We start from the raw sequence: 15,737 nt of genomic DNA on the forward strand, positions 1-15,737 counted from the left end.
GGCGCGGACGGCCTGCCTCAGCGGCGGCCGAACAGCCGGCGCCACCAGCTGACGCCACGGCGACGGCGGCCGCCGACCGTGGGCGCCGCCGTCGGCTGCGGCGGGATGAGCGCGTGGACGGGGTGCCCGGCCGGCTGCTCCTCCTCGGGCTGCGGGATCGGCACGGAGCGCGGGGCGAACCGTACCGGCAGCGAGAGCAGGTGGCGTGACATGAGGGTGCCCCGCCATTGGAGCTCGCTCGCGTCGACGGCCAGCTGGAGGTCGGGCAGCCGGTCCAGCAGGACCTCGATGCCCGTGTCCGCGATGGCGCGCCCGATGTCCTGGCCCGGGCACTCGTGCGGTCCGCTGCTGAAGGCCAGGTGGGAGCGGTTGCCGTGGACGGAGACATGGGGGTCCGGCCGGATCTGCGGGTCGGCGTTGCCCGCCGCCAGGCCGAGGAGGATCATGTCGCCGGCCTTCACCTGCTGACCGCCGAGCAGGGTGTCACCGGTGGCCCAGCGCCCGATGATCGTGTTGATCGGCGGGTCGTCCCACAGGACCTGTTCCAGGGCGTCGGGCAGGGTCATGTGGCCCCCGGAGAGGCTGGCCCGGAAGCGGGGGTCGGTCAGTACGGTCCGCAGCGTGTTGGCGATCAGGTTGGCGGTGGTCTCGTAGGCCGCGATCAGCACGACGCGCAGGTGCATCAGCACCTCGGTGTCGCTCAGGTTCGCGGGGTGCTCGATCAGCCAGGAGGCCAGGTCGCGGGCGGGCCGGGCCTTGCGCTCCACGACCAGGTTTTCCAGCGTGGCGGTGACGTAGCGGTCGCTCTGGAGGGCGGTCTCGGTGCCCTGGAGCATGTCGCGTGCCGCGTTGACCAGCAGGGGTCCGTGTTCGTCGGGGGCCCCGATGAGCTGCGTCATGACCAGCATGGGGAGCTGGTCGGAGAAGGCCGACACCAGGTCGGCGTACCCCTCGGCCGCGATCTGGTCGACCAGCTGGTTGGCGAAGCGGGTCACGTAGCGGCGGATGCCGCGCTTGTCGAAGCGCTCCAGGGACTCCACGACGGCCGAGCGCAGCCGCTCGTGAACGGGTCCGTCGGTGAAGTTGCACACCGGCACCCAGGAGACCATGGGGCCGAGCGGCGTGTCGGCCGGGACCCGGCCCTCTCTCATGTCGCGCCAGCCCCGGGGGTCGCGGGCGAAGCGCGAGGACGTGCGCGCCACGTCCAGGTTCTCCCGGTGGCCGAGGACCAGCCAGGCCGGGAGGTCCCCGCTCACCAGTACGGGGGCCACCGCGCCGTGTTCGGCCCGCAGCTTCTCGTACAGCGCGAGGGGGTCGGCCTCGGCCTCCGCTCCGTGGAGCCGGTACAGGCCGCCCGCCGTCGCCGCCGCGGCGTGGGCGGGGCACTCGGGCGGGGGTGTGGGGGTGGTGCTCACATTGCCTCCTGGGTGGCTGCCTGGGAGTGCAGGTAGCGCATGAGGGTCAGCAGGACGTCGCGGGACGAGTCCCGCCGTCTGGCGTCGCAGACGAGGATCGGGACGGCGGGGGGCAGATCGAGGGCCTGGCGCAGTTCCTCCACCGGATGCTCGGGCGCGCCGGGGAAGGAGTTGACGGCCACGACGAAGGGGACGCCCCGCTCCTCCAGCCGTCCGATGACGTCGAAGCTGATCTCCAGCCGTCGGGTGTCGAGGAGTACGACCGCTCCGAGCGCGCCCTCGAAGAGTCCGCGCCACAGGAACCAGAAGCGCTCCTGACCGGGTGTTCCGAACAGGTACAGGACGAGTTCGTCGTTGATGCTGATGCGGCCGAAGTCCATGGCCACGGTGGTGGTGATCTTGCGGGCCACGCCCCAGGTGTCGTCGACACCGACGCCGGCCCGGGTCATGGTCTCCTCGGTCGTCAGCGGCTTGATCTCGCTGACCGCACCGACCATCGTCGTCTTGCCCACGCCGAAGCCGCCGACGATGACGACTTTCACGGCGGCCGCGGCCGTCTGCGGGAGTACGTCCGCCTCGCACGGCCCGGCGGGCAGGTCAGAGTTTCTGAAGTCCATCGATCACTGCCTCGATCAGAGCAAGGTCGGGTAGCTGCGCGGCGGGAACGGGCGGACGGACGTACACGCGCTGAACGGCCATCAGGTCTCCGACCAGCACGGTGACGACGCTCACGGGCAGGCCCGCGTACGCGGCGATCTCGGCCACCGACAGCGGTGACTGGCACATCCGGAGGATGGCCGCCTGCTCGGGCTGCATCTCGGGCCGGGCGTGCCCTTTGGCCACGACTAAGGTCACGAGGTCCAGATGGACGGCAGTGGAAGGTCCACTGCGTCCGCCGGTGATGACGTACAGCCGTTCGGGGCTGCCGTCCTCCCAGCTTGTGGGCGGCTCATTCACGCGGGCTGCCCGTCATGTCGGGGCGGGCTGCTCAGGTGGTCCCCCATTCGGGTCACCAGGTTGCGCATCTGCGCGCCCATCAGGCCCGCGTCCACGCCCTCGTCGGCGAGGACCGCGAGGTACGAACCGTCGCCGGCGGCCATCAGGTAGAAGAACCCGCCGTCCATCTCGATCACGACCAGGCGCATCCTGCCCTCGGAGCGGGGCAGTTCAGCGGCCACCGCTCCGGCGAGGCTCTGCAGGCCCGCGCAGGCCGCCGCCAGGCGGTCGGCCGTGTCGGTCTCGGCCCCGTACTGCGCCACGCAGAGCCCGTCCGCGGACAGGACGATCACGTGTCGCGTCTGTGGCACTCCGGCGGCCAGGTCCTTGAGCATCCAGTCCATGCTGCTGATTCGCTGAGTCATCACTGCTTACGCCCCCTTGGTCGCTGAACCCGACGCGCCCTCGGCGCCCGGCGCGTCGTGGCCGGGCGCGCCGGACAGTCCGCTGTGGAAGGCCTCCAGCCACATTCCGGGGCCCTGGCCGTCCGCCGGCTGCGGCTCCGCGGCCGGCCGGACGTCGAAGGTGGTGGCACGGTCCTTCCGGCGTCGCTGCGGCAGGCCGGTCGCGGTGCGTCCGGTGTCCGGCTGGCCGCCTGCGGCGGCGGGCGCCGGCCTGTGCGCCGGGGCCGGCGCCTGCCGGGGCGCGGACACACCGGCCGACGAGCGGTCGAAGGGGTGCTCGCGCGGGGTGGCGGCCACGGCCCTGGGCCCCGAGGAGGAGCCGATGCCGTGGGCGAGACCCGTCGCCGAGGACGCCGTGGTGATCAGGTGCTGCGGCACGATGACCACGGCGCGCACGCCGCCGTACGCGGACGAGCGCAGGGAGACCTGGAACCCGTACGCCTGTGCCAGTCGGCCGACCACCGCGAGGCCCAGCCTCGGCGTCTCGCCCAGGTCGTTGAGGTCGATCCCGGACTGCGCCTGTGCGAGCATCTTCTCGGCGCGTCCACGGGCCTCCTCGCTCATGCTGAGGCCGCCGTCCTCGATCTCCACGGCGATGCCCGACTGCACCTCGACGGCCGTGAGGTGGACCCGGGTGTGCGGCGGCGAGTACCGGGTGGCGTTGTCCAGCAGCTCCGCCAGGGTGTGGATCAGCGGCTCCACGATCGGGCCGACGACGGCGACCTCGGAGACCGAGTGGAGCTCCACCCGCTGGTAGTCGATGATCCGCGACATCGCGCCGCGCATCACGCTGTACAGGGTGACGGCCCTGCTCCACTGGCGGCCGGGGCGCGCGCCGCCGAGGACCGAGATGGAGTCGGCGAGGCGGCCGATGAGGGCGGTGCCGTGGTCCAGTCGCAGGAGGTCGCCGAACACGTCGGGGTTGCTGCCGTGCCGGTCCTCCATCTCGCGCATCTCGTGGGCCTGCTGGTGGACGATCGCCTGCACGCGGCGGGCGACGTTCACGAAGGCCCGCTGCGCCGAGTCGCGCAGGCTCTCCTCGTTGTCGACGGCGTCGATGACGTGGGACAGCACGGCCTGCAGAGCGGCGCGGAAGCCCGGGGTCAGCGCCTCGTCGTTGCCCCAGCGGTCGCCCTGGCCACCGCGCCCTCCCAGGGCCGTCAGCACCTCCTCGGCCAGCTCGCCCCTGCGCAGTCGCTCGATGGCCTCGGGCAGCACCACCTGGGACAGGCGGGCCGCCTCGGTCTCCTGCCGGGACAGCGCGTGCCGCATGGCCGCGACCTGGGCGCGCTCGGCGGCGAGCGCGCGGCCACGCCGTAACGCTTCGACGAACACCGCCGCGGTGCACACGGCGGCCACGGCGATCAGGGCGGTGCCGACCGGTGCTGTGGAGGAGGCGAGTGCGCCGACCAGGCAGGCGGCGGCCACGAACGCGATCGTGGGCATCATCCGGCTTGCTCTCCCCTCCACGTGGGCGCTTTCGGGGGGAATCTCTCTTTGCTCCATCGGCGTCCTCGAACTATCGAAAAAAAAGGGGGACCTTCTGACCGGTGGGCGGGAGCATAACTACGCCCAAGTTCCCGCACGTGCGGTTTCGTTGGAGTTCATCGGACCGGAGGAACCGATATGCGCCAAGGTCAGCGCCGAATTCCGGCGCCGACGGGGTCCCCTCCGCGGCGCGTGGCGGTGTAGCGGGAGGTCGGCGGGGTGCCGAACTCGTTCGCGGCGTGTGAACGGGTGCTCACCCCTCCGATCGCTTCCGGCCGCACCCCCTTGCCAGCAGTGGCGCCCCGGCCGGAAATGCGCTAGGTCATCTCCGGGGCGCGCGGTGCGGGGTCGACTGCCCCACACTGGTGGCCAGGCACCCCACACGGCTGGTGCCGTCGGGATCCCGGTGGACAGGAGGCGCAGCATGGTCATCAGTCACCGCATCGCCGAGGACACCCTGCACGTGCGGATCCTGCAGGAGCTGGACGTCACCAACCGGTCCGCGGCCGCCCTGCAGATCGAGTCCCTCGTCCACGCGCACCGCCCCTCCCGGGTCACGGTCGAGCTGCCGACCGACGCGCCCTCCCCCATGACCTTCAGCGCGCTGGCCCGCGCACAGCGGATGTGCCAGAGCCTCGGCATCCCCCTCACCGCGACCGGGCCCGGCGAGCACGCACCCCCGCTGCCCCTCGGCCCCGGCCCCGGTGCCGGCGCGGGCCGGCCCCGGTCACTGGAACACGGCGCGCGCCACGACCACTGACCGGGGCCGGTCCCCCCTCGAGGTCCTCGAACCGGTCCGGACAGCTCCCCGGCCAAGGCCTAGTTGAACGGCTCCAGTGTCATGAAGGCCTCCTGCGGGTTGCCGTCGTGCACCAGCGACTCGTGGGCTCCCACGTCGTCGAAGGCGAAGCCGTACGCCTTGCCGTCGGCCATCTGTGCGTGGATGACGCGGGAGTAGTGGTTGGTGACGGCGTCACGGTAGAAGCCGGCGCCGTTCACGTCGGGTTGGTTGGGGTTGGTCAGGAGCGTCGACCGGTTGAAGCCCGCGCACAGGGTGCGGGAGATCGGGCCGCGGACGAGGTCGTTGGGTGCGTCCAGGAGCTTGTAGCAGCCGAAGATGCTGTCGGAGTCCGGTTTCTGGAAGCTGGTGACCACCGCTCCCGAGGCGTCCGTGAAGTTCATGACGTTGCCCGACACCCGGCCGTGGTACTTGGTGTTCGGCTGGTTCGCGAACGGGGTCACGGTGAGCGTGGACGAGCTGTACTTGTTCCAGACCCGGTTGACGTAGTCGTTCATGACGGTGGCCGGGATCCCGCCCGCCTCGATGCCGTGACCGGGCGAGAGCGCGCGCAGCGGTGTGCCGTCGGGGCGGTTCTGGATCAGTCCGCCCCAGCCTGCCGCCCGCAGCTGGCCGAAGACGGCGTCGTAGCCCCCGGGCCGCAGCCTCCCGGTGTTCCTGACCGTGCCGTCCGCCGCCTTCACGCCCACCGCGTACGGAGCCGAGAACATGTCGACCTGGGTGCTGTTGATCCACAGGCCGGCGTCGTTCAGCGTGTACTCGGACCAGTTGAACAGGATGTTGCGGTTGGGGTCGGAGGGGTTCTGCACGGCGGGCTGCACCAGGCCGCCGGTGGCGAGCTTGAAGACGATCTTCTGTCCGATGGAGAAGTAGACGCGTCCGGAGAACTTGGGCATCCGGATCGTCCTGGTCTGCCCGTTGGCCGGGCCCGGGATCGACGCGTCGGGCGCCGGCGTGGGGGGATTGCCTCCCGCCGGCCACGGGTGGAAGGTGCCGTTGGCGTCGGCCCAGCCCTGCCGGCCCGTCGCGAGCTCGGTGCCCAGGTTGTAGACGTAGACCGGCTCGCCGCGACCCGAGGTGTTCTTGATCGTGAGCGGGATGGTCGCCGGTACGGCCTCCGCGGACGGCGACGGACCGAGAACCATCACGCCGGCGGCGACGACCAGGGCCGAGACAGCGGACGCGATCACTTTCGATAGGCGGAACACATTCTTCCTCCTGACGGCTGTTGACGACTATTGATGTCTGAGAGCGCTCTCAGAATCGAGCTGTGTTCAATTTCTGTCAATGAAACTGACACAGCCCGGACCGACACCGCCCGGAGGGAGAGGCGCTCCGGCTCAGACCACGGTCACCCGGGCGAGGGCCCAGGAGGTGTGGTCGAACGCCGTGTTGGCGTTGGCGTCCTCGACGACCAGGTGCAGCAGCTTCACCCCGCGCACGTCGAGGTCCACCCGCACGGGACCGCCCGCACCGGTCAGCTTGCCGCTGGTGAACAGCACCTTCCCGTCGCCCCTCACCGAGGCCTTCGTCGCGGCGGTGGCGGCCTGGTTCTTCGAGAAGTCGTCGATGCCGACGAGCGCGGTGAAACGGTCCGCCGTTCCGCCGAGGTGGTAGACGATCTCGGACGGTGCGTGGACGCCGAGCCCCTTCGCGTAGGTCACTCCGCCGAACGAGATCGGCGTGCCGTCCCCGGCCGCGTTGCGCCCGTTGGAGCGGTCACGTTCCACCGGGCCCCAGCCGTTGGTGGCCGACACCCACGCCAGATCGCTCAGATAGGCGTCGGCGACCGGCGCCGGCGGCACCGTGGAGACCCGTTCCGTGGCGGAGTAGCGCAGGGGTCCTGTCGCCGACTCCGCGGTGCCGTCGACGGTCAGCGGCCACTGCGTGCCTGCGGCGGCCGTCGCCGGCGGGGTGACCTTCCAGGTCGTCGTCAGTGCGGCACCGGCGGCCAGCGGGTCCTGACCGGTCGCGGTGGTCGCCCGGACCTGCCAGCCGGCCGGGGCGCGCAGCGCGAGGAGCGCGCGGGTCCAGGGCTTGCCGGAGCCGTTGCCCAGGCTCGCGCGACGCCGCCCCTCCCAAGCCCTCGTACTCCGAACAGCTCAAAGACGGCATGGACTACCTGGAGATCGCGGAAACCCACCTGGCCGGGGGCGTCCTCAAGGGAACGGCGGGCCTCGCCAACTTCGTCCGCGTAGTCACCCCGTTCGACCTGTACAACCTCACCCACCCCGCCGAGTACCGGACCAACCTCAACTCGACGGTCGCCGGCCTGCTCGTGGCGGTCAACGACCCCATAGGCACGGGCAAGCAGATGCTCGACGACTTCATGAAGGACCCCACCGAAGGCGTCGGCAAATTCCTCCCGGAACTCGCCGGCACCAAGGGCCTCGGCGCCGGGAAGAAGGCCGGCACGGCCGCGAAGCACCTGGACGACCTGGACGGCGCGGGCGGCAAGGAGACGGACGGGAAAGGACCGCACCACGGCGAGCGGCCCGACCCGGACAAGGCCAGTGAGGGCACCGACCCCGTCGACCTCGCCACCGGCCGGATGTACCTCCCGCAGACGGACGTGGTCCTGCCCGGCACGTTCCCGTTCGCGTTCACGCGCCGTGCGGAGTCCGGCTACCGGGCGGGCCGCTGGTTCGGCCCCACCTGGTCCTCCACGATCGACCAGCACTTGGAGATCGACGCCAAGGGCGTCGTCCTGGTCTCCGAGGACGGCCTCCTCGTCGGCTATCCGCATCCCGCGCCCGGTGTGCCCGTACTGCCGGTGTCGGCGTCGGGCCCGCGCCACCCGCTGGCACGCACCCCTGACGGCGACTGGACGCTGACGGACCCGCTGACGGGCGCCGTCCGCCGCTTCGTCCCGCCGGCCGACGGCGCCGAGAACGGCATCGCGCCGATCGCCCAGTTCGAGGATCCGAACGGCAACCACGTCGTCTTCGAGTACGACGAGCACGGCACGCCGCTGGGTCTCACCCACTCGGGCGGCTACCGGCTGCACTTCGGGACCGAAGGCGGCCGGATTACGGCCCTGCACCTGTCCGGCGGCGGCCGCGTCCTCGCGTACGGCTACACCGACGGGAACCTGACCGAGGTCACCAACTCCTCCGGTCTGCCTCTGCGGTTCACCTACGACGACCGCGCCCGCATCACCTCCTGGACGGATACGAACGAGCGCCGCTATGAGTACGCCTACGACGACCTCGACCGGTGTGTCGCCGAGGCCGGCGAGGCGGGCCACATCGCCCTCACCTTCCGCTACGACGACGTGGACCCGCAGACCCGCCACCGGGTGACGCGTGTGACCACCGCCGCAGGTCATACCCGCCAGTACCTGATCGACGACCGGTACCGGGTGGTGGCCGAGACCGACCCGCTCGGCGCGGTCACCCGGTACCAGTACGACAGCGGCGGCCGGCGGACCGCGCTCACCGATCCGCTCGGCCACACCACCCGCAGCACCTTCGACGACACGGGCCGCATGGTCTCCTACGTCCGGCCCGACGGCCGGGAGGCCCGCGCCGAGTACAACGACCTCGGCCGGCCGGTCAAGGTCGTCGCCGTGGACGGATCGGTCGTCCACCAGACCTACGACGAGCGCGGAAACCGCACCGCGGTCAGCCGCCCCGACGGGACGGTCACCCACTTCGGCTACGACGAGAGCGGCCACCTCACCACCGTCACCGACCCCCGCGGGGCGGTCACGCGGATCCGCACCGACCGGGCCGGGCTGCCGCTCGCCGTCACCGACCGGCTCGGCGCCACCACCACGTACGAGCGGGACGCCTTCGGGCGGGTCACGGCGGTCACCGACCCCCTGGGAGCGGTCACCCGCATGGAATGGACGGTGGAGGGCAAGCCGCTGCACCGGACGGACCCGGACGGCCGGCGCCGCTCGTGGACGTATGACGGCGAGGGGAACTGCCTGACCCGTAGGGACGGCCCCGACGGCGGCGGGGTGCACTTCGAGTACACCCACTTCGACCTGCTCGCCGCCCGGACCGACGCGGACGGCGCGCGCCACGCATACACGTACGACGCCGAGCTGCGGCTGACCGGGGTCCGCAACCCGCAGGGCATGACCTGGGAGTACACCTACGACCCGGCGGGCCGGCTCATCCGGGAGACCGACTTCGACGGCCGTGTGCTCGACTACGCCTACGACCCGGCGGGCCGGCTCGTCACCCGCACCGACGCCCTCGGGCAGCGGATCACGTACGAGCGCGACGCCTTGGGGCACACCGTCCGCAAGGACGCGGGCGGCACGGTGACGACGTACGAGTACGACGTCTTCGACCGGCTCGCCGTCGCGGTGTGCGGGGACAGCGTGCTGACCCGGCTGCGGGACCGGGCGGGCCGCATCCTCCAGGAGACGGTCGACGGCCGCACCCTCACCTACACCTACGACGCCATGGGGCGCCGCACCGGCCGGACCACCCCCACGGGCGCCGTCGCCGCCTGGGCGTACGACGCCGCAGGCCGCTACGACGCCCTGACCACGTCCGGCCGCCGGATCGGCTTCACGCACGACGCGGCGGGCCAGGAGCTCAGCCGTACCTACGGCGACGCCGTCACCCTCGACCAGGCGTGGGACGAGACCGGCCGGCTGGTGGAGCAGCGGCTCACGGGCGCAGGACAGGGGGTGGTGCAGCGCCGCGGCTACACCTACCGGTCCGACGGGGTCCTGACCGGCGTCGACGATCTGTTGGCCGGCCCGCGCAGCTTCGACCTCGACCCGCGCGGCCGGGTGACGGCGGTGCACGCCGGTAACTGGACCGAGCGCTACGCCTACGACGACGTGGGCAACCAGACCTCCGCGTACTGGCCCGGCGCCCATCCCGGAGGCGGGGAAGCCACCGGACCGCGCACCTACGAGGGCACCCGGCTGATCGGCGCGGGCCGGGTCCGCCACGAGTACGACGTCCTCGGCCGGGTCGTGCTCCGCCAGAAGGCCCGGCTCTCGCGCAAGCCCGACACCTGGCGCTACGAGTGGGACGCCGAGGACCGAATCACGGCCGTCACCACCCCGGACGGGACGCGCTGGCGGTACACGTACGACCCGCTGGGACGGCGGACGGCGAAGGAACGGATGACGCCCGACGGCCTGGAGGTGGCCCAGCGCACGGTCTTCACCTGGGACGGCACCGTGCTGTGCGAGCAGCGGACCGCCGCCGCGGCGCAGGAGGCCGGCGGGATCGCCGTGACCTGGGACCACCGCGGCCTGCAGCCGCTCGCGCAGACGGAGCGGATCCTGGGCGCCAGCCAGGAGGTGGTGGACGAGCGGTTCTACGCCATCGTCACCGACCTGGTGGGCGCACCCGCCGAACTCGTCGACGAGCGCGGCGGACTGGCCTGGCGCAGCCGCTCCACACTGTGGGGATCCACGGCCTGGAACCGGGACGCCACGGCCTACACGCCGCTGCGCTTCCCCGGCCAGTACTTCGACGCCGAATCAGGCCTGCACCACAACTACTTCCGCACGTACGACCCCGAGACCGCCCGCTACCTGAGCCCGGACCCGCTGGGCCTGGCGGCGGCCCCCAACCCGGTGGCGTACGTCGCCAACCCCCACGGGTGGTGCGACCCCTTCGGGCTGGCCCCGTACTCGGACAGCACCCGGGCGGCGCAGGGCGTCGACCACCAGCTCAACGAGGCGGAGAGCGGCAAGGACAACCACTACCTGCAGGGCATCGGGAAAGACGAGGTGAAACTGGAGAAGTACCTGCGGGGCCATCTGCAATCGCCGGCCAACTACGTCGACAGCGACACGGGGGCGCGGATCATCATCGACAAGACCCTGGACCCGTCCAGGCCGGTGGCCATCATCCGCCAGGACCATATGATCCACGCGTACCACATCGAGCCGGAGGACCTCTCCAACTACATCACTCCGCGGGACGGCAAGGACACCGCGAAGTGGCGGACCCCGAAGGGGGACGAAGTGAATGAGTAGCCGCAGCGGTATCCCCCGCGATCCTGCACCCGGCTGGCCGGGCTACCGCGCCGAGCCGTCCTACGACCCCGGCCAGAGCCGGGTCTTCCCGGCCCCGCTGCCGGCGGAGCTGCGGGCGCTCGGCAACGACGTCCGGGCGGCCGACTGGCCGGTGCGGCTCGCCTTCCGCAACTCCCGGACCGAGCTGCTCGACACGCTCTGCCGCTGGCAGACCCTGCGCGCGCTGGCGTACGTGCACCTGCTGGCCGCCCGCACGGGGGACGAGCGGCTGCCGGCCGACCTGAGGGTGGTTCCCGACCCGGAGGCGGTCGGCAATCCGGGCCTGCCCGCGCTGCTGGCGAGGCTGGAGCATGCCGCCGCCGGCCTCCCGGCGGACCTGCTGGACGCGGTCGTCTGCGACAGCGGCGGGCTGCTCGCCGACAATCGGTTCGCGGCATCGGTGCTGGCCGCCGGGCTCACCGCCGATTCCCGGCCGGGGGACCCGGACGAGGCGGTCTCCCGCGCCGTGGTGCTCACCAGCTACTGGTACGAGGTCCCCGGGCTGCGCGGCGCGCTGGCCCTGGCGTGGAGCGCGAACCTGTTCGTCCGCTCCTGGCTGGGGTGGTCCCAGCGGTTCGTGTACGGCGACCCGGCGGGAGGCATCGGCATCACCTCCGACCCCCGCCCGCCCCGCCCGGCGGCGTCCGCCCTCCCGAAGTGGGCGGAGCCCCTGCTGGACCGCATCGAGCAGGGTCCGGGGGCAGCCTCGTGACCTGGGCCGACTTCGTCGTGAACGACAAGCCCTTCGCGCCGTACACGACGAGGCTGGCCCACTCGCACTCGGGCTGCCGGAGCTGGTGCGGCTGTGCCTCGTGGCGCCGTGGTGGCGGGACGCTCCCGGGCGGACGGCCGAAGAACTTCTGGCGGTCGCCGACGAGTACCGGGAGCACCTGCCCGACCTCGACCGGCGACGCGACCGCGCGGCCCGGGCCCTCGGTCTCGACCCGGCCGGCCTGCCATCCGAGGCGGCGGCCCTGGCCCGGCTCATGGAGCTCTCTGGGGGACCGGTGGCCGCGGCCTGTCTCGTCGTCGGGTACGAAGGCGAACCGCTCGATCCCCTCTTCGATCCAAGCCCCACCCGCCCCTGACCGACCGGCCACCGGACCCTGTCGTGCCTGTGTCTGAGCCGCTCATGATGAGTGAGGATTGGGTTCGTTGAGGCATGCCCCCACGGCTACTTGGGGTCATCGCTGTCCCAGGGGTAGACGAACTGGTGGGGACTGAGTTGCCACTGGGTTAGGACGTCTACTAGCTCAGACTCGTCGGGCGCCTCCGCGGAGGCGACGAGGACTGCCCCAATGTCGTAGTCGAAGCCGTCGATGAGTTCGCTGGCGTACTCCCAGTGCTCAAGCCGGAAGGTGCGGTCCGTGTCGTTGTGGACCCAGCCTTGCGCGCGTGCCTCGGAGTCGCGGGGGGTCTGCCTGGGAGTGATGTCCACGAATGCGCGGCGGTCTGTCCGCGTTGCTGGGACCTCCGCCACCAGTCTCCTCCCGAGGCGGAGTCCGGTCAGCTTGCCTGTGGGCCACTTTGAGGCGTCGTTCACGAGGCTCTATTCTCGCTTGTCCTGGCGTCGGTCTCTGGAGATCTTCTTCTGGACGATCCTGCGGGTCATGAGGGTGATGGCGGCCCAGACACCTCAGGCGGGTAGGAAGTCGAGTTCATCGCGCTGGGTCCGTGTGCAGCCTGTCGATCTGTTCGAACGGATGAGAGGGCTGAGGGTGGACTCGCAACGGCAGCAGGTGGGCATGCAGCTGCCTGAGGGGTCCTGGTGGGACTGGGACGTCATCGCCTGGGATGCAGCTGAGCTTCGGCTCGCGGCCGGGCATGACCTCACCTACTACCACGGCTTGGAGCTCGTCTTCGGTGATCCGACCCTCGTCAGTTGCCCGGCGAAGTTCCTCGATCCGGTCTTCCGTGCGCCAACAAGCGAGGAAGTCGCGAGAGTCACCCGCCAGATCGGCGAAGAATCGCCTGTTCTCGTTGCCTTCGAGGCGGACGCGGGCGGGCTGGAACCCGTCTCCTGTCTCATCGCCGCGGAACGGTTCGAGGTCGTGCACGAAACGGTTCTGCGGTACTGGCGCGCCGATGCAGCTCCTGGTCAGCGGTTTGCGTCGTGGGTGCGGCCGCCGGCGCCGCAGGGGAGCTACTGAGGTTTTCAGGGTGGGGTCGGTGGGTTGATGGTTAGGCCGGTGGCGGTGAGGCAGCCGTCGATGAGGTGGGGTCGGAGCTGGATTCTGCGTAACTCGCGGCGGAGTGTGCGGTCGAGGTCGTCAGGGGTGTCGAAGGCCGTGTTGGCCATCGCTCTGCGCACCAGTGACCAGACGGCCTCGACGGGGTTCAAGTCGGGCGCATAGGGCGGGAGACGGACGGTGGTGAGCCAGTCATGCTCGTCCTCGTACTGTTTCAGCCCGACGGCCAGATGGGTGTTGAGATTGTCCCAGACCACCACGATCGGGCCGTCGAGCTGGATGTGTGCCCGCACCAACAGGTCGCGGTAGTCCTTCCAGGAGAAACTCTTGCGTGCGCCCTTGAGCAGGAGATGGCCGCGGGGCCGGTGGATGAGGCGGCTCTTCTCGCCGGGTTTGTAGCAGCACAGCGCGGCGACCGAGGTCCGGCGGCGGGACCTGCCACGGACGCGGATGACGGGGGTCTGCCCGCGTCGGCCCCAGGTGCGGGCACGGGGCGGAGTCATCGAGAAGCCGGCTTCGTCCTCGAAGACGATCCAGGCCCCGGACGCCGCCGCGAGGCTTTTACCCGCGGCCACACCTCCTTCTTCCACAGCTCTACCGCGTGCTCGTCACGTTCGACGGCTCTGCGAGCGGGAGCCTGCCAGGACCAGCCGTGCCGCTTCAGCAGCCGCCACACCGTCGCCACCGACAGGCTCACCCGAAGATGCCGGCAGATCAACGTCTGGACCCGAGCCAGGGTCCAGCGTTCGTCTTCATAGCCGTGCCGTGCGCCGACGGGCCGCGGGCACGGCTGCCGTGCGTGCCCGAGCCTTCCCACGCGGGCACCCCCGGCGATCAGGCCTTCCAGCAGGGCGGTGAAGACACCGGCGTCGCGCCAGACGCGGAAGCGGCCGTAGACGGTGGCCCACGGGCCGAACTCGGCAGGCATCTCCCGCCACTGGGCACTGGACCTGAACCGCCAGATCACCCCTCGAACTGCTCCCGCAACCGCCGGGTACGGGCCGTACCTACCGATCGGCAGGTACGGCTCGATGAACTTCCACTGGGCATTGGTGAGTTGCCTGCGTGTCACGACCACAGTCCTACCGGGTTCCACCCCGCGAAGAGGCAGAAGCCAGGAGTTGATCACGCCATCACACAGGCCCTAGCAGGCTGGCGGGGTGACCGGCGGTGAGCGAATACCGGGTACTTCGTACGGGCGGCCGTCGGTAGGTTCGCGGCATGGTCTACAAGTTTGGTCCTAACGAGCAATGCCTGCGGCGCTGCCAGGCGGTAATCCCAGTAATCCTGCGGGCGGCCGATGAGGTCACCAGCCAAGGAGTGCGGGTGCTGGTCGAGCACCGAGACGTCGTTCGCCCGCTCATGGGCTGGTGGCAGTTCACCAATCGCACTGCCAAGGCCATGGTCTCGCTGTACGACCAGGGCTACACCGTGGAGGCCGCGCCCCTGATGCGCAACCTCCTGGGGCACGCCTACGCCATGAACTGGCTCGCCGACACCGGAGTGCCGGCCGTCGTCGCGCTCTCCGCGTACTGGAGCGAGCACCAGCGGAAGTTCGCCAAGAACGTCGACGCGACCTGGAACCTGCCGGAACCCGTGACGGTGGCACCGGCTGAACCGCTCGTATTCGCCAACGCCGAGAGCGAGCGCATGCACAAGAAGCTGCTCGGCGAGCTGAGCAACTTCGACACCCTGCTCGTGGCCTACGGGACGCCCGACGTGTATCCCGTCTACCGACATCAGTCCGCCTACTCTCACACCATCGGCGCGACCGCCGACGCGTTCCTGGTCGTCGACGACGGCAAACTGAAATTCACCACCGAGCCCAAGGGCGGCGAGGCGGACATCACCGCGGAGCGTCTCTGGATCCCCGTGGCCCTGCTCCAGGCCGCAGCGGCAATCAGCCCGCTGCTCGTGGGAAATCCGATGAAGCCAACCATCGACAAAGCGCTCGGAGATCTTGGCCTGCCTCGGACGCTGCTGAACCTCCAACGCGCCCGCCCGCTGTAGCGGACGTGAGGGGCTGCCGCGCCGCCAGCGCAGGCTCTTGGAGGTGGGACGGACCTTGACCTGGGTGATCGGGGCAGCGAGTACGGTCGGGAGCACCGGGTGCGGTCCTGGCCAGCAGAGGCCGCGACACGGGCGTGCCCCGGCTCCTCAGACGGCTGGCCCTTCGCCGCGACCGCAGCCTCCGCCCCGACCTCGAACAGGCTCCTCTTCACCCCGGCTGTCGCGGGTCAAAGAGGTGTCGTTTTACGAAAGGGGCTTGCCCACGGCCACTGACCTGTGGAAATGGAAGATCACCGAGTTCGGGGGGTCCCACCTCCGGTCACACCTGCGGTCCCCCGCCTAGGCAGTGTCTTCAAAGGGGCTTTAGCCAGAGGAACAGGGACGCGATGGTGACGGCTGCCTGGTAGGACTCGCGGGTTTTGTCATAGCGAGTGGCGA

At 70.8% G+C, this 15,737-nt stretch carries 13 protein-coding genes and 4 pseudogenes; 6 read left to right on the top strand and 11 right to left on the bottom strand.

Annotated elements, in window-relative coordinates:
* Positions 1 to 17: 17 nt before the first annotated feature.
* The 5 genes from IF88_RS0119085 to IF88_RS0119105 are packed head-to-tail and all read right to left on the bottom strand — an operon-like array spanning position 18 to position 4,321.
* Positions 18 to 1,415, bottom strand: a complete 1,398-nt coding sequence (locus IF88_RS0119085) for a cytochrome P450 (protein ID WP_030713373.1) — start codon at positions 1,413 to 1,415, stop codon at positions 18 to 20.
* On the bottom strand, positions 1,412 to 2,032 hold the full coding sequence (locus tag IF88_RS0119090; protein ID WP_030713376.1) for a GTP-binding protein: 621 nt from the start codon (positions 2,030 to 2,032) through the stop codon (positions 1,412 to 1,414). Before IF88_RS0119090 ends, IF88_RS0119085 begins: the two co-directional genes overlap by 4 nt.
* On the bottom strand, positions 2,013 to 2,372 hold the full coding sequence (locus IF88_RS0119095) for a DUF742 domain-containing protein (protein WP_030713378.1): 360 nt from the start codon (positions 2,370 to 2,372) through the stop codon (positions 2,013 to 2,015). Before IF88_RS0119095 ends, IF88_RS0119090 begins: the two co-directional genes overlap by 20 nt.
* Entirely contained in the window at positions 2,369 to 2,776 is a 408-nt protein-coding gene (locus IF88_RS0119100; RefSeq protein ID WP_030713382.1) for a roadblock/LC7 domain-containing protein, read from the bottom strand. Before IF88_RS0119100 ends, IF88_RS0119095 begins: the two co-directional genes overlap by 4 nt.
* A 6-nt stretch (positions 2,777 to 2,782) precedes the next feature.
* Positions 2,783 to 4,321: a sensor histidine kinase gene (locus IF88_RS0119105; protein WP_030713384.1), complete on the bottom strand. Its 1,539-nt coding sequence runs from the start codon at positions 4,319 to 4,321 to the stop codon at positions 2,783 to 2,785.
* 406 nt (positions 4,322 to 4,727) lie between these two features.
* On the opposite strand from IF88_RS0119105, the gene IF88_RS0119110 reads away from it, so the two are divergent.
* A complete protein-coding gene (locus IF88_RS0119110) occupies positions 4,728 to 5,063 on the top strand; it encodes a hypothetical protein (protein ID WP_063754815.1) in 336 nt (111 codons plus the stop codon).
* Positions 5,064 to 5,122: 59 nt separating this feature from the next.
* Here IF88_RS0119110 and IF88_RS0119115 read toward each other — a convergent pair whose 3' ends face one another.
* The 3 genes and pseudogenes from IF88_RS0119115 to IF88_RS49055 all read right to left on the bottom strand — a co-directional run.
* Positions 5,123 to 6,247 carry a glycoside hydrolase family 64 protein gene (locus IF88_RS0119115; protein WP_078892989.1) on the bottom strand — a complete coding sequence of 375 codons (1,125 nt, stop codon included), beginning with the start codon at positions 6,245 to 6,247 and terminating at the stop codon, positions 5,123 to 5,125.
* 195 nt (positions 6,248 to 6,442) lie between these two features.
* A complete protein-coding gene (locus IF88_RS47905) occupies positions 6,443 to 6,907 on the bottom strand; it encodes an NPCBM/NEW2 domain-containing protein (protein ID WP_030713401.1) in 465 nt (154 codons plus the stop codon).
* A 138-nt stretch (positions 6,908 to 7,045) separates the two neighbouring features.
* A pseudogene (locus tag IF88_RS49055) lies at positions 7,046 to 7,159 on the bottom strand (hypothetical protein); the annotation flags it as partial.
* Positions 7,160 to 7,215: 56 nt separating this feature from the next.
* Between IF88_RS49055 and IF88_RS0119125 the strand changes: the two are divergent.
* The 3 genes and pseudogenes from IF88_RS0119125 to IF88_RS40525 form a co-directional block, all read left to right on the top strand.
* Positions 7,216 to 11,061, top strand: coding sequence for a DUF6531 domain-containing protein (locus IF88_RS0119125; RefSeq protein ID WP_051837154.1), 3,846 nt, complete (start codon positions 7,216 to 7,218; stop codon positions 11,059 to 11,061).
* Positions 11,054 to 11,812: a hypothetical protein gene (locus IF88_RS43690; protein ID WP_078892984.1), complete on the top strand. Its 759-nt coding sequence runs from the start codon at positions 11,054 to 11,056 to the stop codon at positions 11,810 to 11,812. The genes IF88_RS0119125 and IF88_RS43690 overlap by 8 nt, the downstream gene beginning before the upstream one ends.
* A gap of 49 nt (positions 11,813 to 11,861) precedes the next feature.
* Positions 11,862 to 12,188 (top strand): annotated as a pseudogene (locus tag IF88_RS40525) (hypothetical protein); the annotation flags it as partial.
* Positions 12,189 to 12,274: 86 nt separating this feature from the next.
* Here IF88_RS40525 and IF88_RS0119140 read toward each other — a convergent pair.
* Entirely contained in the window at positions 12,275 to 12,643 is a 369-nt protein-coding gene (locus IF88_RS0119140; protein ID WP_234323594.1) for a hypothetical protein, read from the bottom strand.
* A 202-nt stretch (positions 12,644 to 12,845) separates the two neighbouring features.
* Here IF88_RS0119140 and IF88_RS46585 point away from each other — a divergent pair, with 202 nt between their 5' ends.
* Positions 12,846 to 13,250: a hypothetical protein gene (locus IF88_RS46585; RefSeq protein ID WP_158754454.1), complete on the top strand. Its 405-nt coding sequence runs from the start codon at positions 12,846 to 12,848 to the stop codon at positions 13,248 to 13,250.
* Positions 13,251 to 13,255: 5 nt separating this feature from the next.
* Here the strand turns inward: IF88_RS46585 and IF88_RS0119150 are convergent.
* Together IF88_RS0119150 and IF88_RS45515 are read right to left on the bottom strand one after the other, a co-directional pair.
* Positions 13,256 to 14,052 (bottom strand): annotated as a pseudogene (locus IF88_RS0119150) (IS630 family transposase); the annotation flags it as partial.
* 96 nt (positions 14,053 to 14,148) lie between these two features.
* Positions 14,149 to 14,418 (bottom strand): annotated as a pseudogene (locus IF88_RS45515) (transposase); the annotation flags it as partial.
* A gap of 92 nt (positions 14,419 to 14,510) precedes the next feature.
* On the opposite strand from IF88_RS45515, the gene IF88_RS0119155 reads away from it, so the two are divergent.
* The gene (locus IF88_RS0119155) at positions 14,511 to 15,299 is read left to right on the top strand and encodes a DUF5677 domain-containing protein (protein ID WP_158754456.1); all 789 of its coding nucleotides are present in this window, start codon (positions 14,511 to 14,513) and stop codon (positions 15,297 to 15,299) included.
* Positions 15,300 to 15,737: the final 438 nt, after the last annotated feature.

Origin of the sequence: Streptomyces sp. NRRL F-2580 (assembly GCF_000720115.1) — a bacterium.
In the GTDB taxonomy this organism is placed as follows: domain Bacteria; phylum Actinomycetota; class Actinomycetes; order Streptomycetales; family Streptomycetaceae; genus Streptomyces.

Bases quoted from the DNA above. Each gene is read 5' to 3' on its own strand.
- IF88_RS0119155 (WP_158754456.1), top strand. From the start codon at position 14,511: ATGGTCTACAAGTTTGGTCCTAACGAGCAATGCCTGCGGCGCTGCCAG.
- IF88_RS46585 (WP_158754454.1), top strand. From the start codon at position 12,846: ATGCAGCTGCCTGAGGGGTCCTGGTGGGACTGGGACGTCATCGCCTGG.
- IF88_RS0119100 (WP_030713382.1), bottom strand. From the start codon at position 2,776: ATGACTCAGCGAATCAGCAGCATGGACTGGATGCTCAAGGACCTGGCC.
- IF88_RS0119125 (WP_051837154.1), top strand. From the start codon at position 7,216: ATGGACTACCTGGAGATCGCGGAAACCCACCTGGCCGGGGGCGTCCTC.
- IF88_RS0119115 (WP_078892989.1), bottom strand. From the start codon at position 6,247: ATGGTTCTCGGTCCGTCGCCGTCCGCGGAGGCCGTACCGGCGACCATC.
- IF88_RS0119090 (WP_030713376.1), bottom strand. From the start codon at position 2,032: ATGGACTTCAGAAACTCTGACCTGCCCGCCGGGCCGTGCGAGGCGGAC.
- IF88_RS0119110 (WP_063754815.1), top strand. From the start codon at position 4,728: ATGGTCATCAGTCACCGCATCGCCGAGGACACCCTGCACGTGCGGATC.
- IF88_RS43690 (WP_078892984.1), top strand. From the start codon at position 11,054: ATGAGTAGCCGCAGCGGTATCCCCCGCGATCCTGCACCCGGCTGGCCG.
- IF88_RS0119105 (WP_030713384.1), bottom strand. From the start codon at position 4,321: ATGGAGCAAAGAGAGATTCCCCCCGAAAGCGCCCACGTGGAGGGGAGA.